This is a genomic window from Bacillus sp. DE0042 (assembly GCF_007680225.1).
In the GTDB taxonomy this organism is placed as follows: Bacteria; Bacillota; Bacilli; order Bacillales; family Bacillaceae_G; genus Bacillus_A; species Bacillus_A wiedmannii.
Map to the genome: position 1 here is coordinate 210,391 of NZ_VEJP01000005.1, position 17,158 is coordinate 227,548.

Consider the following 17,158-nt stretch of genomic DNA (forward strand, 5'->3'; position numbering starts at 1 on the left):
GAACGGCATATTTTTTACTATCATAAAAGATAAGAGAAATAAACTAAAGGTACTGGTGTATCAAAATGTTACTTAAAAGTATCGTTGGCTAGAAGAAATGAAAGCTATAAATAGTTTCACTTTATTTCTGGAGAGGAGAAGGTATTGAAATCATGTTAAGATCTGAAGAAATTTCTAAGTGGTTTCGTAATTTACAACATTCGAAAAAACTAAGTTGGATTTCTTACGTTTTATTAGGAGCAGTGCTGTTTTTTGCACTTATGAATAATGTAAAACCAGAGCAATTAGATGTTGATATGTATTCTATTGCGAAAAAAACAATTCATTCTCCTATTAAAATTGAAGATAAGGTTATAACGGACAGAAAAAAACAAGAGGCCGCTCAAAAAGTTGGGGATCAATATACATATAGAAGTGAATATAAACAAAATAGAGTAGATATTGTAAATGATGTTTTTGCTAAGGTAAATGAAGCAATTCAAGAGATGAAAGCTGCTGGACCTGAAGAGCAAAAAAAGATGACTGATGCAAATAAATTAGAAAAATTGAAGAAGAAGTTGCCATCTAATTTAACAAAGGAATTATCTGATGAGAATTTATTATATTTTATTAATGCAGAACCGGATCAATTAGAATTAGCAAAGAACGCGGCTCTAACGTCTATTAGTGTTATTATGGGTGGAAATATTAAAATGTCCGAAGAAATAGCAGCAAAAGAGCGATTTGTTAATGAAATGAAAAGCCTCAATGTGAATAGTGGATTGAAGGAAGCTGTGAACGCGCTAGGATCATATGCGATTACAGCAAATTATTTTTATGATCCGGCTGTAACGAAAGAGAAGAAGAAAGCGGAAGAAGATTTAGTTCCACCTGTTTATATTCTTCAAGGACAAGTTATTGTTAGAGAAGGTGAAACAATTTCAAGTGATATGTATAATCAGTTGAAATTAGTCGGTTTATTAGAGAAAGGTAATAGTTTTCAGCCTTATGTTGGATTAGCAGTGCTCATTGGTGTGCTACTGTACTTTATGCATAAGCAGTTTGAAGTATTTTTACAGCGTAAAAGAGAAGATAGACCGTATATTTTAGCGTATATTACAATTTTATCTATCACGATTGTTTTAATGAAAACGATTAGTTTGTTTCAAAAGCTTGAATATGCAGGAATTGCGTATGTTGTCCCGGTCGCGATGGGAACAATACTTGTAAAACTAATGATTGGCGATCGATTTGTATTTTTAACAAGTATGATTTTTTCTGTGTGCGGAAGTATTATGTTTAATGAAGGGGTAACAAGTACACTGAATTATAGTGTTGGTATTTATGTGTTGTTAAGTTCATTATCAGTAAGCATTTTCTTAAGAGAAAAAAATCGTCGTACGATGATTTTGCAAGCTGGTATACTCGTTTCTATCTTAAATGTGGTCGTCTTAGCGGCGTTATTATTATTACGTAATGGGAATTTTTCACCTCTTGAAATTGGAACGCAATTATTGATGGCTTCCGTTTCAGGAATTATCTCATCCGTTTTGGCTATGGGGATATTACCGTATTTAGAGAGTGGACTTGGAATTGTATCAAGCATGAAGCTTATGGAACTATCAAGTCCGAATCATCCGCTTTTGCGTAGAATTTTGTTAGAAGCGCCAGGAACGTATCACCACAGTGTAATGGTAGCGAATCTTTCTGAGGCAGCGTGTGAAGCGGTTGGAGCAAATGGTGTATTAGCACGTGTAGGGGCGTATTATCATGATGTAGGAAAAACAGTACAACCGCAATTCTTTATTGAAAACCAGATGGGAATTGAAAATCCACATGATAAATTAGATCCTGTGAAGAGTAAAGATATTATCATTGCTCATGTAACAGATGGAGTCAGAATGCTCGAAGAATACCATATTCCGCAAGAAATTATCGATATTGCTGGACAACACCATGGTACAACATTACTTAAATATTTTTATTATAAGGCGATTAAAGAAGATAAAGAAAAATATACAGAAGAGATGTTTCGCTATCCGGGATCAAAAGCAACTTCTAAAGAGTCGGCAATTGTTGGTATTGCTGATAGTGTTGAGGCGGCGGTACGTTCTATGAATCACCCAACGCCAGATCAAATTAATAATTTAGTACAAAGTATTATTAAAGATCGCCTGCAAGATGGGCAATTTAGTGAATGTGATTTGACGTTTAAGGAACTACAAATCGTTGGAAAAACGTTATGTGAAACGTTAAATGGTATTTTCCATTCGCGTATTACATATCCGGAACCACCGGAAGAGAAGGAGAAAGAATGAGTTTATTAATTGATTTCATTGATGAAACAGAAGAAGTGAAAGAAGAATATGTGAATTTAATTCGTGAGATATTAGAAAAAGCAGCTCAAATGGAAAAAATAGAGGATGGTGCGGAGTTATCAGTGACATTTGTAGATAACGAACGCATTCGCGAGATTAATCGTGATTACCGAGATAAGGATCAGCCTACTGATGTCATTTCCTTTGCTATGGAAGAAATGGGAGAAGGAGAAATGGAAATTGTAGGTGCAGAGATGCCTCGTATGTTAGGTGACCTTATTATTTCTATTCCGAGAGCGAAAGAACAAGCTGAAGAGTATGGACATTCTTTTGATCGTGAACTTGGCTTTTTAGCGTTACATGGCTTTTTACATTTACTTGGTTATGACCACATGACAGAAGAGGATGAAAAAGAAATGTTTGGAAGACAAAAAGAAATTTTAGAGGCATTTGGATTAGGTCGATGAAAAAAGGAAAACTTATAAATAGTTTTGGATATGCTATAGCAGGTATATTCTTTTGTCTTCGTCATGAACGAAATATGAAAATTCATTATTTAGCCGCAGTCATTGTTATATGCTGCGGCTTTTATTTCCATATTACGAAAGTAGAGTGGATGGTATTACTTATTGTAATAGGAATTGTAATGAGTTTAGAGATGGTAAATACGGCTGTGGAAAAAACAGTAGATTTAGCGACTACCGATATACATCCGTTTGCGAAAATTGCAAAGGATGTCGCAGCCGGATCGGTTTTATTGTTTGCGATAATAGCCGTTATAATTGGTGCTATTATCTTTTTGCCGTATGTGGTATAGTTGCATTCCAAAGCTTTTATGAAGCTTTGAAAGTGCTGTAAAGGCCTTTAATAAGAGAGTGTATCTATTCACAGCTGTGGACAGGAAGGATGCGGGAATATGAATAGTAAACAATTAATTCAAGAAGCAATCGAAGCGCGTAAACAAGCGTACGTACCATATTCTAAATTTCAAGTAGGTGCAGCATTATTAACACAGGATGGAAAAGTATATCGTGGATGTAATGTTGAAAATGCATCATATGGTTTATGTAACTGTGCAGAAAGAACAGCTTTATTTAAGGCGATTTCTGAAGGAGATAAAGAGTTTGTAGCTATTGCAGTTGTAGCGGATACAAAGCGTCCGGTACCTCCTTGTGGAGCATGCCGACAAGTTATGGTAGAATTATGTAAACAGGATACGAAAGTATACCTATCAAATTTACATGGTGACGTTCAAGAGACTACAGTTGGAGAATTGTTACCAGGAGCATTTTTAGCGGAGGATTTACATGAATAGAAAAGGTTATAAATCAGGTTTTGTCTCTATTATTGGCAGACCGAATGTTGGAAAATCTACATTTTTAAATCGTATTATCGGCCAGAAAATTGCCATTATGAGTGACAAGCCACAAACAACTCGTAATAAAATTCAAGGCGTATATACAGAAAATGATTCACAAGTAATTTTCATTGATACACCAGGAATACATAAACCTAAACATAAATTAGGCGACTTCATGGTGAAGATGGCTCAAACGACATTAAAAGAAGTTGATATTGTTCTGTTTATGGTCAATGCAGTTGAAGGATTTGGTCGTGGTGAGGAATTCATTATTGAGAAATTAAAAGAAACGAAACAACCAGTATTTTTAGTAATTAATAAAATTGACCAACTTCATCCAGAGCAATTATTAGAGTTAATTGATCAATACCGTAAACTATATGAGTTTGCAGAGATTGTACCAATTTCTGCATTAGACGGCAATAATGTGGATGCTTTAATTGGAACAATTAAAAAGTATTTACCAGAAGGACCGCAATACTACCCAGATAATCAAGTGACGGATCATCCAGAGCGATTTATTATTTCAGAGCTTATTCGTGAAAAAGTATTACATTTAACACGTGAAGAAGTGCCGCACTCTGTAGCGGTTGTTATTGATGCAATTCAAAAACGTGAGGGCGGAGCGGTTTATATAAACGCAACGATTGTTGTTGAACGTGCATCACAAAAAGGAATTATTATAGGTAAGCAAGGAAAGATGTTAAAAGAAGTCGGTAAGCGAGCTCGTTTTGACATTGAAGCATTACTTGGTTCTAAAGTATTTTTAGAAGTATGGGTAAAAGTGCAAAAAGATTGGCGTAATAAAATGTCTCAGCTTCGTGACCTTGGTTTCCGCGAAGACGAGTACTAAAATAGAGTAAAGCTGTAATCAGCGGATGTTTTGTTCATCCGCTGATTATTGGTTTTTATGAGTTTTGATAAATTAGGAAAAATTTTTCTCACATGAAAATGGACAAAATGGGTCAATTTAATAACAACAAAAGAAATTGGTTTATAGGCTACGCTTATTGAGAAAGGTGGATTCTTATGCTAGATTTTACCTGGAAGTTTTTCTCCAAAACAGGAAGCATTGAAACGTACTTGCTTTTGAAAGAAATGGAAAAAGACGTAAACGATGAGATGGATCAACATGAAGAGGAGCTAGCGCATCTAGACTCTCCAATTTCTTGACCCGTTTTGTTCAAACCTTGGATGGTGACGAACATGTTTCAAAAAGTTGAGGGCATCGTTATCCGTACGACAGATTACGGAGAAACGAACAAGATTGTTACAATATTCTCAAGAGAATTGGGTAAGGTAAGTGCAATGGCAAGAGGAGCGAAAAAACCGAAAAGCCGGTTAGCATCTGTTTCGCAACTTATGACCCATGGTAATTTTCTTATTCAAATGGGATCTGGACTTGGAACTTTGCAACAAGGCGAGATTATTTCAACTATGAAAGAAATTCGCGAGGATATATTTTTAACTGCTTATGCATCATTTATTGTTGAGTTAACTGATAAAGCAACAGAAGATAAAAAACATAATCCATATTTATTTGAAATGTTATATCAAACGTTGCATTATATGTGTGAGGGTGTTGATTCAGAAGTATTATCATTAATTTATCAAACGAAAATGCTTCCGGTATTAGGGATGCGCCCGTACTTTGATACATGTGCGATTTGTCATCAAGAAACAGATTTTGTCGCCTTCTCTGTCCGGGAAGGCGGTTTTCTGTGCTCGCGTCATGCTGAGCAAGACCAGTATCGTATACCAGTGGGGGAAGCTGTTCATAAATTATTACGTCTTTTCTACCACTTCGATTTACATAGACTTGGCAATGTATCGGTGAAGGATAGCACAAAAAAACAAATGCGTTTAGTATTGAATACATATTATGATGAATATTGCGGGATTTATTTGAAGTCAAGACGTTTCTTAGAACAACTTGATAAGTTTCAAATATAATTTGGGGCCGTATACGGTCCTTTTTACATCCTATCTTTTTCAAATAGCATATTTAGTATATAATATTTAAGAGATAGTATAACTTTTTTCGTTGTGCATTAAAGGTGGTGATTATCATAGAGCTGAATAAACGGCAAGAACATATCATTCAGATTGTAAAAGATCACGGTCCTATTACAGGGGAGTCAATTGCTGCGCAATTAGGATTAACACGTGCAACACTAAGACCAGACTTAGCAATTTTAACGATGGCTGGTTATTTAGAAGCGCGTCCACGCGTAGGTTATTTTTATACGGGTAAAACCGGGGGGCAGCTATTATCTGAGGCTGTTAAGAAAATTAAAGTACAAGATTATCAATCTAGACCAGCTGTAATTGATAAAAATGTATCAGTATACGATGCGATTTGTACAATGTTTTTAGAGGACGTAGGTACCTTATTTGTTGTAGATCAGGCGATTCTATTAGTTGGTGTTGTATCTCGTAAAGATTTATTAAGAGCTAGCCTTGGAAAGCAGGATTTAACCTCTCTTCCGGTTAATATTATCATGACAAGGATGCCAAACATTGCGATGTGTCGTAGAGAAGATTCTTTATATGATATTGCGATGGAATTAATAGAAAGACAGATTGATGCGATGCCAGTTGTAAAAGATACGAAACAAGGTTTAGAAGTGATTGGACGAATTACAAAAACAAATATTACACGTGCGTTTGTAAACTTAGTAAATAACGAATAAGTGTAATTTGTTTAAAGTGAGGTAATGTAATGGATAATAAAATCGTATATGTCGTATCCGACTCTGTTGGAGAAACGGCTGATTTGGTTGTTCGAGCAGCGATGGGACAATTCCCATTTGCTCCTGATATTAGACGTGTACCGTATGTAGAAGATACAGGGACATTAAAAGAAGTGATTTCGATTGCTAAGAGCAATCAAGCGCTTATTTGTTTTACGTTAGTAAAGCCTGACATGCGTCAGTATTTAGTGACAGAGGCTGCGAAAGAAGGCGTAGAGGCATATGATATTATCGGGCCTCTTATCGATCAAATTGAAGAAATTACAGGGCAAGTACCAAGATATGAGCCGGGTGTTGTTCGTAGATTAGATGAAGAATACTTTAAAAAGATTGAAGCGATTGAGTTTGCTGTAAAGTATGATGATGGTAGAGACGCACGTGGTATTTTAAAAGCAGATATCGTGTTGATTGGGATTTCGCGCACATCAAAAACACCGCTTTCTCAATATTTAGCTCATAACAAACGTTTGAAAGTTGCCAATGTACCGCTCGTACCAGAAGTAGATCCGCCTGAAGAATTATATCAAGTGGCTAAAGAAAAATGCTTCGGTTTGAAAATTACGCCAGATAAGTTGAATCATATTCGAAAAGAGCGATTGAAATCACTTGGACTAAGTGATGGTGCAACATATGCCAATATTAACCGTATTAAAGAAGAAATTGATCACTTTGAGAATGTAGTTGGTAAAATAAATTGTCAAGTAATTGATGTATCGAATAAAGCGATTGAAGAAACAGCTAACATTATTGTGAATGCAGTGCAAAACCAAAAATTGTTTTAGCACATTTACCAAAGGTGAATGTGCTTTTTTCGCTCGTGAGAAACACAATACCTGTTGATTTCGTAATAGATTATAGCGGAGTGGTTATACTTATATTCTTCTGTCTTTTTATTATGCTAAAGGCAGGGTTTCGTTATCCTGAAATAGAAGATGAAAAAATAAAGGGATATGTAGCGTAGTTGAAGAAAATATATTATAATAAAAAATTGTGATAAAAACCTATATTTTACGTTTAGACTTTAATTTTTCAGAATAAACTAGGGATAGGATTTACGAAAAGACATGTAATTACGTTAAATCGACAAAATCTATACAAGAAAACGCACATTATGGAAGGATTCGCAGAAGGGATGTAGAATACAGAAATATGCAAAACATCAATATCGTATTAGTTGATGCAGATGCATAGCCTGTGAATGCTGAAAATAGTGCAAGTTGGAACGAAAGTTCATGTCGAAATTTTGTTTGTCACATCGTATGCTCATCGTTTAAGGAAGTAGCAAGGAAAATTGGATCTATGTAGATACTGAATAAGCTAAAGTTGATTTTTTATATGTATCAACATGCAAAAAACAGATCTCGTGATCACATAGGATATGGTGCTTGCTAGTCTTCTTGTAAAAAAGTGTATATGTATTGTCTCCAGGAGGTACATTTGTAACAGATGAGCAAATGGATACAATTTTATATAGTAGGTACGTATGTGCGAAATTACGCAGAAAAGGGCCTACAAAATCGTTTGATAACGTGATCGACAACACTTTCTAATAAGTTTAGAAAAAATATTGTCGAATTATAAAGGAATTTTTTAATTTTTATCGAATACAAAATACGACACGGAGATGGATTTATGGGGAACAGAATTCCCGAAGAAGTTGTTGAACAGATTCGGACGTCATCGGATATTGTAGAAGTGATTGGTGAATACGTTCAACTTAGAAAACAGGGGCGTAACTATTTTGGCCTTTGTCCATTTCATGGTGAGAATTCTCCTTCATTCTCTGTTTCATCTGATAAGCAAATTTTTCATTGCTTCGGATGTGGAGAAGGTGGAAATGTATTTTCCTTTCTAATGAAAATGGAAGGATTGGCTTTTACCGAGGCTGTTCAAAAGCTAGGTGAAAGAAATGGAATGGCGGTTGCAGAGTATACATCAGGGCAAGGACAACAAGAAGACATATCTGATGACACTGTCATCATGCAACAGGCTCATGAACTTTTGAAAAAGTATTATCATCATTTATTAGTAAATACAGAAGAAGGAAATGAAGCACTTTCGTATTTGTTAAAACGTGGTATTACGAAAGAGATGATTGAGAAGTTTGAAATTGGTTATGCGTCACCTGCTTGGGATGCAGCAACGAAAATTTTACAAAAAAGAGGTTTATCGCTGTCTAGTATGGAACAAGCTGGTCTTCTCATAAGAAGCGAGAAGGATGGTAGTCATTATGATCGCTTCCGTGGAAGAGTTATGTTTCCAATCTATACGTTACAAGGTAAAGTGATAGCGTTTAGTGGAAGGGCATTAGGAGATGACACTCCGAAATATTTAAATAGCCCTGAAACACCGATTTTTCATAAAAGTAAATTGTTGTATAACTTCCACCAAGCGAGGCCGTTTATTAGAAAACGTGGGCAAGTGGTCCTTTTTGAAGGGTATGCCGACGTAATGGCTGCGGTAAAAAGTGGTGTGGAAGAAGCTGTCGCGACAATGGGAACAGCTTTAACTGAAGAACAAGCAAAACTTCTGCGACGTAACGTTGAAACTGTTGTTCTTTGCTATGATGGTGATAAAGCAGGGCGAGAAGCAACGATGAAAGCAGGGCAATTATTGCTAAAAGTTGGTTGCCAAGTGAAAGTTACATCCTTGCCAGATAAGCTTGATCCTGATGAATATGTGCAACAATATGGGACAACTGCTTTTGAAAATCTTGTGAAATCAAGTATAAGTTTTGTTGGTTTTAAAATAAATTATTTGCGTTTAGGGAAAAATTTGCAAGATGAGTCTGGCAAAGAAGAATATGTGAAAAGTGTTTTAAAAGAGTTATCGTTGCTACAGGATGCGATGCAGGCAGAATCATATTTGAAGTCATTATCGCAAGAATTTTCGTATTCAATGGAAACTCTTTTGAATCAATTGCACCAATATCGCAAAGAACAAAAGGTACAGCAAAAACAAGTAAAGCAGGTTTCTAAGCCGTCTCAAATTGTTCAAACAAAACCGAAGTTAACAGGTTTTGAAAGGGCAGAAAGAGAAATTATTTATCATATGTTGCAAAGTCCAGAAGTGGCTGTTCGTATGGAATCCCACATAGAAGATTTTCATACAGAAGAACATAAAGGGATTTTATATGAACTATACGCATATTATGAAAAGGGAAATGAACCTTCAGTCGGAACATTTTTAAGTTGGCTCTCTGATGAGAAGTTGAAAAATATTATCACTGATATTTCGACGGATGAATTTATTAATCCAGAATACACAGAAGAAGTGTTACAAGGCCATTTGGAGACGCTCAACCGTCATCAAGAAAAACTTGAAAAGATGGAAATCATCTTTAAGGTAAAACAAATGGAAAAAACAGATCCTGTAGAGGCTGCTAAATATTATGTAGCATATTTACAAAATCAAAAAGCGAGAAAATAGCTTTTTTGATAAATTTTTAGTATAATGAATGTTTGTATCTCGCGTAAGGAGGGGAACAGATGGCTGACAAACCAGCTCGTTCTAAACAAATTGAAACTGAAATGACCCTTGAGCAAGTGAAAGAACAACTCACTGAGCTCGGAAAAAAACGTGGCGTTCTTACATATGAAGAGATTGCAGAACGCATGAATGGATTTGAAATTGAATCCGATCAAATGGATGAATACTATGAATATTTAGGTGAACAAGGAATTGACTTAGTTGGTGACAATGACAACGACGAAGGTCCTAATAATCGCCAAATTACAAAAGCGGAAGAAGAATTTGACCTTAATGATTTAAGTGTACCACCTGGGGTTAAAATCAATGATCCCGTTCGTATGTATTTAAAAGAAATTGGTCGTGTAGATTTACTATCTGCAGAAGAAGAAATTCGACTTGCAACGCGTATTGAAGAAGGCGATGAAGAAGCGAAACGTCGTCTTGCAGAAGCAAACTTACGTCTTGTAGTAAGTATTGCAAAGCGCTACGTAGGCCGTGGTATGCTTTTCTTAGACTTAATCCAAGAAGGGAATATGGGTCTAATTAAAGCGGTTGAAAAGTTCGATTATCGTAAAGGTTTCAAATTTAGTACGTATGCAACTTGGTGGATTCGCCAAGCGATTACACGTGCGATTGCAGACCAAGCACGAACAATTCGTATCCCAGTTCATATGGTTGAAACGATTAATAAGTTAATTCGTGTACAACGTCAATTACTACAAGATTTAGGACGCGAACCATCTCCTGAAGAGATTGGTGAAGAAATGGATCTTGCTCCAGAAAAAGTACGCGAAATTTTGAAAATTGCACAGGAGCCAGTTTCTCTTGAAACACCGATCGGTGAAGAAGATGACTCCCATTTAGGTGATTTTATTGAAGACCAAGAAGCAACATCGCCTGCGGACCATGCAGCGTATGAATTGCTAAAAGAACAATTAGAAGATGTGTTAGATACACTAACAGATCGTGAAGAAAATGTTCTACGTCTTCGTTTTGGTTTAGATGATGGACGAACTCGTACGCTTGAAGAAGTTGGGAAAGTATTCGGCGTAACGAGAGAACGTATCCGTCAAATTGAAGCAAAAGCACTTCGTAAATTAAGACATCCAAGCCGTAGTAAGCGTCTTAAGGATTTCTTAGAATAGGCTACCTTTAAGTTTACTTCACCTTTGTGAAGTAAACTTTTTTATTTTGTTAACTTTTGTTAAACTTTAGCTATCGGCAACGATTACAATTTCTTGTAATTTATTTTACAGAATTGTCTTTTGATTTGCAAATGCTCATTTTTCGATTTTTCGATTAATTTTGTGTATTCTATACAAAAATATATGTAGAAAAGTGAAAAATATGATGAGAAACGTTAATAATTATCGAAATAATAAGCGATATAACAATAAAAAACAATAAAAAACAATAAACTGAATTTATGGAATATTTTTAACGATTAGTAGTTTACTCTTTTCTGATAGAGCGTTTTCAAGTACAATGTAAATGACTGAATCATCTAACTATTTAGGGGTATAGAGGGGGGAGAAGAGATATGAAACGTAATCCGCTGATTCCGTTCGCTCTTATTGCAGCATTAGGTATTATCGTTATGTTTGTATTTTCATTTCAGGGGCTAAATAAATCTAAAGAGTTAGCTGATGCAAAAAATGGCGGGAAGCCAGCACAAACAGCATCAAAACCAGAGGATATTGTGAAGCAAAGCTGTACGAGCTGCCACGGTGATCAGTTACAAGGGGCAGTAGGGCCTAATTTACAAAAAATTGGTGGGAAACTTTCGAAAGAAGAGATTCAAGAAGTTATTTCGAAAGGAAAAGGAAATATGCCACCAAATATAGTTCCAGCTGATCAAGCCGCTAAAGTAGCTGATTGGTTATCGAAGAAAAAATAAAGTTCCGTATGACAAGCCTTTTGCTTATGCAAAGGGCTTGTTTTTCTATATTTTCTAAAATACGATGAGTGATAGAGAATGGAATTGTTGTTATAGGCTTGCAACAACTACTATAAATTCATTATCATGGAGACAGACTGACAAGAGAAGGAGTAATGGAAATACATGAATGAAGTAAAGCTTTCAAAACGATTAGAAGAAGTTGTGCGTGAAATACCGGCAGGATCTACAGTTGCTGATATTGGATCGGATCATGCGTATTTACCGTGTTATACAATTATAAATAATATTGCTACAAAAGCAGTTGCTGGAGAGGTTGTAGATGGGCCATTTCGCTCTGCGCAAGCAACTGTAGCTGAAAGTGGCTTACAAGATAAAGTAGATGTGCGTAAAGGGAATGGATTAGCTGTTATCGCGCCAGGAGAAGTAGATGTAATTACGGTTGCTGGAATGGGCGGAGCGTTAATTCGTGACATTTTAGAAAGTGGTAAAGAAAAATTAGAAGGGGTAACTCGTTTAATTTTACAGCCGAATATTGCAGCGCATCACATTCGTGAATGGTTTATTGAGAATGGATGGGAGCTTATCCATGAAAAAATCGTAAAAGAAGATGGGAAAATTTACGAGATTTTAGTAGGCGAGCGAGGAAACATTGCGGTGCCTTATTCTGAAAATAAACAAGCGGAATTATTTATGGGACCATTCTTAATAAAAGAAAAAGGTGAAGCTTTCGTTGAAAAATGGGAAGGGGAATTGAAAAACTTCCAAAATATTTTAAAGCAGTTAGAACGTGCGGCTGATTCTGAAGAAACAAAAGCGAAGCGTGCGGAAGTAGAAGCGAAAATGAAAATGATACGGGAGGTTTTATCATGAGTAAAATTCCAAATGGCCATGAAATTATTTCTTTATTTGAAAGTATGTATCCGAAGCATTTGGCGATGGAAGGGGATAAGATTGGCCTGCAAATTGGAGCGCTTAATAAACCCGTACAACACGTATTGATTGCGTTAGATGTAACGGAGGAAGTTGTGGATGAAGCAATTCAATTAGGGGCGAATGTCATTATTGCACATCACCCTTTAATTTTTAATCCGTTAAAAGCGATTCATACAGATAAAGCGTACGGAAGAATTATTGAAACGTGTATTAAAAATGATATTGCCATTTATGCAGCACATACAAATGTGGATGTTGCTAAGGGCGGGGTAAATGATTTACTTGCTGAGGCGTTAGGATTGCAAAATACAGAAGTTTTGGCACCGACATATGCAGAAGAAATGAAAAAAGTTGTTGTGTTTGTGCCAGTAACTCATGCAGAAGAAGTACGAAAAGCATTAGGAGACGCAGGTGCTGGTCATATCGGCAATTATAGCCACTGTACGTTTAATAGCGAGGGTACAGGCACGTTTGTACCTCAAGAGGGAACAAATCCTTATATCGGGGAAACTGGGCAGTTAGAACGCGTAGAAGAAGTGCGAATCGAAACGATAATTCCAGCTTCACTACAACGAAAAGTGATTAAAGCAATGGTAACTGCACATCCATATGAAGAAGTAGCATATGATGTGTATCCACTTGATAACAAAGGTGAAACATTAGGGCTTGGAAAAATAGGATATTTACAAGAAGAAATGACACTTGGACAGTTTGCGGAACATGTAAAGAAATCATTAGATGTAAAGGGTGCACGAGTTGTTGGGGATTTAAATGATAAAGTGCGCAAAGTAGCTGTACTTGGTGGCGATGGTAATAAATACATCAATCAGGCTAAATTTAAAGGAGCGAATGTATATGTAACAGGTGACATGTATTATCATGTTGCTCATGATGCGATGATGCTCGGTTTAAATATAGTTGACCCAGGACATAACGTTGAAAAAGTAATGAAGCAAGGTGTACAAAAGCAATTACAAGAAAAAGTGGATGCAAAGAAATTCAATGCACACATTCATGCTTCGCAATTACATACAGATCCATTTACATTTGTATAAGAAAAATAAAAACCGTTGCTCGTATAGGCAACGGTTTTTATTATTGTTCTTTTTTCACTTTTACACGAGGTAATATTTTTTGTAACGGTACTTTTCGAACTCTCTCCCATGTAGCGGGATTCATTGGATCATATTGATCTAAGAAAGCGATAACTTCTTTCGTAATTGGCGTTGGAGTAGAAGCACCTGCTGTAACAGCTACGTTTTCTACACCTTGTAGCCATTCTAATTTAATCTCACTTACGTCTGCAACACGGTATGCTTTCGTACCAGCGATTTCTTGTGATACTTGTGCTAAACGGTTGGAGTTGTTACTTTTCGGATCACCGACAACAATTGTTAAGTCTGCAACATCAGCTTGTTTAGCGACAGCTTCTTGGCGAACTTGAGTTGCTAAACAAATTTCCTTATGGAATTCTGCTGTTGGGAATTTTTTCTGAATGTCCTCCATTAAATGTTGAACATCCCATTGGCTCATCGTTGTTTGATTTGTAACTAAAATTTTATCTGTTGGAATTTCTAATGTTTTTAAATCATCAGCTCTTTCGATAAGGTGAACGATGTCAGGTGCAATACCAACTGCGCCTTCTGGTTCTGGGTGATTTTTTTTGCCGATATAAATGACATGGTAACCTTCAGCTTTCTTTGCTTCAATAAGGTCATGTGTTTTTGTAACATCTGGACAAGTGGCATCGATTGTCGTTAAACCTTTTTCTTTTGCACGTTGTTTAACTTCTGGAGAAACACCGTGTGCAGTGAAAATAACAGTACCAGATTCGATTTTATCTAAAATTTCTAATCGACTTGGACCGTCTAATGTAATGATGCCATCTTCTTCGAATGCATCTGTTACATGTTTGTTGTGAACAATCATACCTAAAATATAAATAGGTCTTGGTAATGATGTATCTAATGCGGCGTTACGTGCAATAACCATCGCGTCCACAACACCGTAGCAATAACCACGAGGGGAAATTTTAACAATTTTCATATGAGTAATCCTCTCCTTCTAAACAAGGGATACTTTTGTGCATAGTCTTTTACATTATAAAGGAGGAATGGATAGAAAACAAAGGATTGTTACACATATAGTTTTGGTTTTGTTGCTATTTTTTGAACAGGCTCCTCTCGTAATTCTTTTTCTATGACAGGCTCAATCACTATTTTTTTTCTTTTTCTTTTTTTTTGTGGAGGAGGCGGAGTTGCTACCTCAACCTTTTCTGTTATGTCTTCAGTTGGATTTTCAGTGGGATCTTCTTCCGTACTTTTTCCAGAGGTGAGGATTTTAACAATGCTTGGTAGGTTACGCATAATAGGACCGTACTGTTCGACGACAGGGCTTACAGATTGAACGACTTGGGATACTTTTTCAATATTGTTTATCATATTAGTTGGATTCGAAATTAAATTTGCAAAAAAACTGCCGATGCCGCTACTTGATGCTGCTGTAGTTGCTGCACCGCCGCGCGTTTCATTTGATTCATACATTTGAGGGGGGATCATTTGCTCTGGATGTTGCTGCATGTATGGTTGATATTGTTGTGAGTATTGCTGCGGATATTGTTGTTGGTATTGGTATTGTTGTTGATATTGAGGCGGCGGTTGCTGGTGCTGGTGCATCATTGGCGGCGGTCCATCCATTTGTCGATAAGGTGGAACCATTTGCATGAAAGGCTCGGTTGGATCGTGTTTTTTAAAGAGTTTAGCAAGGAACCCTTTCTTTTTTTGTGCCATCGGTGGTAGTTGTGGAATTGGATATGGTGTATAAGGTTGCTGTCCTTGATTCGGATACATTTGCCTTGTATGGGATTTTGGAAACATGTGAGAAATCCTCCTTTCTTCAGTTAGGTATATACACATACAATATGCAATAAGAGGGAAGAAGGTTAGTTTTTGAAGTAAAAACCTAAACTAAAGATGGATTTTACTTGTAGATTTCGATATAATGTAGACTTGACTGATTTGTGCGCGCAGTAGAAATTTAGAAAGAAGGTGTAACTTATGACACAACAAACTTTTACACAGTATGATTTTAAACCATTTTTAATAGATGCAGTTCGTGAACTACGCTTTACAGAGCCGACAGGAATTCAAAAGAAAATTTTCCCGGTCGTGAAAAAAGGTGTAAGTGTAATTGGACAATCCCAAACAGGTTCTGGGAAAACACATGCATACTTACTTCCTACATTGAACAGAATTAATGCAAGTCGTGAAGAAGTACAACTTGTTATTACAGCGCCTACTCGTGAGTTAGCACAACAAATTTACGAAGAAATCGTGAAATTAACAAAGTTTTGTGCGGAAGATCAAATGATTACAGCACGTTGTTTAATTGGTGGAACTGATAAACAACGATCAATTGAAAAGTTGAAAAAACAACCTCATATTGTAGTTGGAACACCAGGACGTATTAAAGATTTAGTAGAAGCGCAAGCATTATTTGTTCATAAAGCAAATACTATTATTGTCGATGAAGCAGACTTAATGCTTGATATGGGATTCATTCATGATGTAGACAAAATTGCATCACGCATGCCTAGAAACTTGCAAATGCTAGTTTTCTCTGCAACAATTCCTCAAAAACTAAAACCGTTTCTTAAGAAATATATGGAGAATCCAGAGCATATTCATATTAATCCAAAACAAGTTGCGGCTGGGAATATTGAGCATTATTTAGTACCTTCTAAACATCGTAACAAAATTGATTTAGTGAACAAAATGTTGCTACAATTTAAACCGTATTTAGCAGTTGTTTTCACGAATACGAAGAAAATGGCGGATCAAGTTGCTGACGGATTAATGGAACGTGGCTTAAAAGTTGGACGAATTCACGGAGATTTATCACCGCGTGATCGTAAAAAAATGATGAAACAAATTCGTGATCTTGAATTCCAATATATTGTTGCAACTGATTTAGCAGCACGTGGTATTGATATTGAAGGAATTAGTCATGTTATTAACTACGAACTTCCATCAGATTTAGATTTCTTCGTTCACCGCGTTGGAAGAACAGCACGTGCGGGGCATTCAGGTATTGCAGTGACGATTTATGATCCAGCAAACGAAGAAGCGTTAGATAGTTTAGAAAAACAACGTCATATTGAGTTCAAGCATGTAGAGTTACGCGGAGATGAGTGGGCGGATTTAGGTGAACGTCGTCGTCGTAAGAGCCGTAAAAAACCAAATGATGAACTTGACGTTATGGCAACGAAAGTTATTAAAAAGCCGAAAAAAGTAAAACCAAACTATAAACGTAAACTTGCAACAGAACGTGACAAAGTGAAGAAAAAATATAGCAATAAAAAAAGATAAGGGGAGCCCCTTATCTTTTTTTATCCGGCTATTTGCGGGATAATAATCGGTGGGGAATGGAAAAACACTGATTAAAG

17 protein-coding genes are annotated in these 17,158 nt (G+C 36.3%); 15 read left to right on the forward strand and 2 right to left on the reverse strand.

Annotation, left to right across the window (positions count from 1 at the left end):
* Positions 1-152 precede the first annotated feature (152 nt).
* From FS802_RS19740 to FS802_RS19805, 14 genes are all read left to right on the forward strand, one after another.
* On the forward strand, positions 153-2,297 hold the full coding sequence (locus FS802_RS19740) for an HD family phosphohydrolase (RefSeq protein ID WP_098653262.1): 2,145 nt from the start codon (positions 153-155) through the stop codon (positions 2,295-2,297).
* A complete protein-coding gene (gene ybeY / locus FS802_RS19745) occupies positions 2,294-2,764 on the forward strand; it encodes an rRNA maturation RNase YbeY (RefSeq protein WP_000054689.1) in 471 nt (156 codons plus the stop codon). The genes FS802_RS19740 and ybeY overlap by 4 nt, the downstream gene beginning before the upstream one ends.
* Positions 2,761-3,114, forward strand: coding sequence for a diacylglycerol kinase family protein (locus FS802_RS19750; protein ID WP_000715484.1), 354 nt, complete (start codon positions 2,761-2,763; stop codon positions 3,112-3,114). Before ybeY ends, FS802_RS19750 begins: the two co-directional genes overlap by 4 nt.
* 99 nt (positions 3,115-3,213) lie before the next feature.
* Positions 3,214-3,612: a cytidine deaminase gene (locus tag FS802_RS19755; RefSeq protein ID WP_001086293.1), complete on the forward strand. Its 399-nt coding sequence runs from the start codon at positions 3,214-3,216 to the stop codon at positions 3,610-3,612.
* Positions 3,605-4,510 (forward strand): GTPase Era, encoded by a 906-nt coding sequence (era, locus tag FS802_RS19760; RefSeq protein ID WP_001080239.1) that lies wholly within the window; start codon positions 3,605-3,607, stop codon positions 4,508-4,510. The genes FS802_RS19755 and era overlap by 8 nt, the downstream gene beginning before the upstream one ends.
* Positions 4,511-4,686: 176 nt before the next feature.
* Positions 4,687-4,830 carry a YqzL family protein gene (locus FS802_RS19765; protein WP_000883924.1) on the forward strand — a complete coding sequence of 48 codons (144 nt, stop codon included), beginning with the start codon at positions 4,687-4,689 and terminating at the stop codon, positions 4,828-4,830.
* 33 nt (positions 4,831-4,863) lie between these two features.
* Positions 4,864-5,610 carry a DNA repair protein RecO gene (gene recO / locus FS802_RS19770; RefSeq protein ID WP_000487012.1) on the forward strand — a complete coding sequence of 249 codons (747 nt, stop codon included), beginning with the start codon at positions 4,864-4,866 and terminating at the stop codon, positions 5,608-5,610.
* Positions 5,611-5,717: 107 nt separating this feature from the next.
* Positions 5,718-6,350 (forward strand): transcriptional regulator CcpN, encoded by a 633-nt coding sequence (gene ccpN / locus FS802_RS19775; protein WP_002077328.1) that lies wholly within the window; start codon positions 5,718-5,720, stop codon positions 6,348-6,350.
* A 29-nt stretch (positions 6,351-6,379) separates the two neighbouring features.
* The gene (locus tag FS802_RS19780) at positions 6,380-7,192 is read left to right on the forward strand and encodes a pyruvate, water dikinase regulatory protein (RefSeq protein WP_000368940.1); all 813 of its coding nucleotides are present in this window, start codon (positions 6,380-6,382) and stop codon (positions 7,190-7,192) included.
* Positions 7,193-8,042: 850 nt separating this feature from the next.
* A complete protein-coding gene (gene dnaG, locus FS802_RS19785) occupies positions 8,043-9,839 on the forward strand; it encodes a DNA primase (protein ID WP_098653263.1) in 1,797 nt (598 codons plus the stop codon).
* 59 nt (positions 9,840-9,898) lie between these two features.
* The gene (rpoD, locus tag FS802_RS19790; protein WP_000764061.1) at positions 9,899-11,026 is read left to right on the forward strand and encodes an RNA polymerase sigma factor RpoD; all 1,128 of its coding nucleotides are present in this window, start codon (positions 9,899-9,901) and stop codon (positions 11,024-11,026) included.
* A 395-nt stretch (positions 11,027-11,421) separates the two neighbouring features.
* Complete coding sequence (gene cccA, locus FS802_RS19795) at positions 11,422-11,778, forward strand: cytochrome c550 (protein ID WP_000828147.1); 357 nt, start codon at positions 11,422-11,424, stop codon at positions 11,776-11,778.
* 165 nt (positions 11,779-11,943) lie between these two features.
* Complete coding sequence (locus FS802_RS19800) at positions 11,944-12,651, forward strand: tRNA (adenine(22)-N(1))-methyltransferase (RefSeq protein ID WP_001006530.1); 708 nt, start codon at positions 11,944-11,946, stop codon at positions 12,649-12,651.
* Entirely contained in the window at positions 12,648-13,769 is a 1,122-nt protein-coding gene (locus FS802_RS19805; RefSeq protein ID WP_098653264.1) for a Nif3-like dinuclear metal center hexameric protein, read from the forward strand. Before FS802_RS19800 ends, FS802_RS19805 begins: the two co-directional genes overlap by 4 nt.
* Before the next feature lie 40 nt (positions 13,770-13,809).
* Here the strand turns inward: FS802_RS19805 and FS802_RS19810 are convergent, their stop codons facing one another.
* Both FS802_RS19810 and vrrA read right to left on the reverse strand, forming a co-directional pair.
* Positions 13,810-14,760: a 4-hydroxy-3-methylbut-2-enyl diphosphate reductase gene (locus FS802_RS19810; protein ID WP_000706674.1), complete on the reverse strand. Its 951-nt coding sequence runs from the start codon at positions 14,758-14,760 to the stop codon at positions 13,810-13,812.
* An 89-nt stretch (positions 14,761-14,849) separates the two neighbouring features.
* Positions 14,850-15,590 carry a VrrA/YqfQ family protein gene (gene vrrA, locus FS802_RS19815; protein WP_000484131.1) on the reverse strand — a complete coding sequence of 247 codons (741 nt, stop codon included), beginning with the start codon at positions 15,588-15,590 and terminating at the stop codon, positions 14,850-14,852.
* 180 nt (positions 15,591-15,770) lie between these two features.
* On the opposite strand from vrrA, the gene FS802_RS19820 reads away from it, so the two are divergent.
* Positions 15,771-17,081, forward strand: coding sequence for a DEAD/DEAH box helicase (locus FS802_RS19820; protein ID WP_000194012.1), 1,311 nt, complete (start codon positions 15,771-15,773; stop codon positions 17,079-17,081).
* The last annotated feature ends 77 nt before the right edge of the window (positions 17,082-17,158 follow it).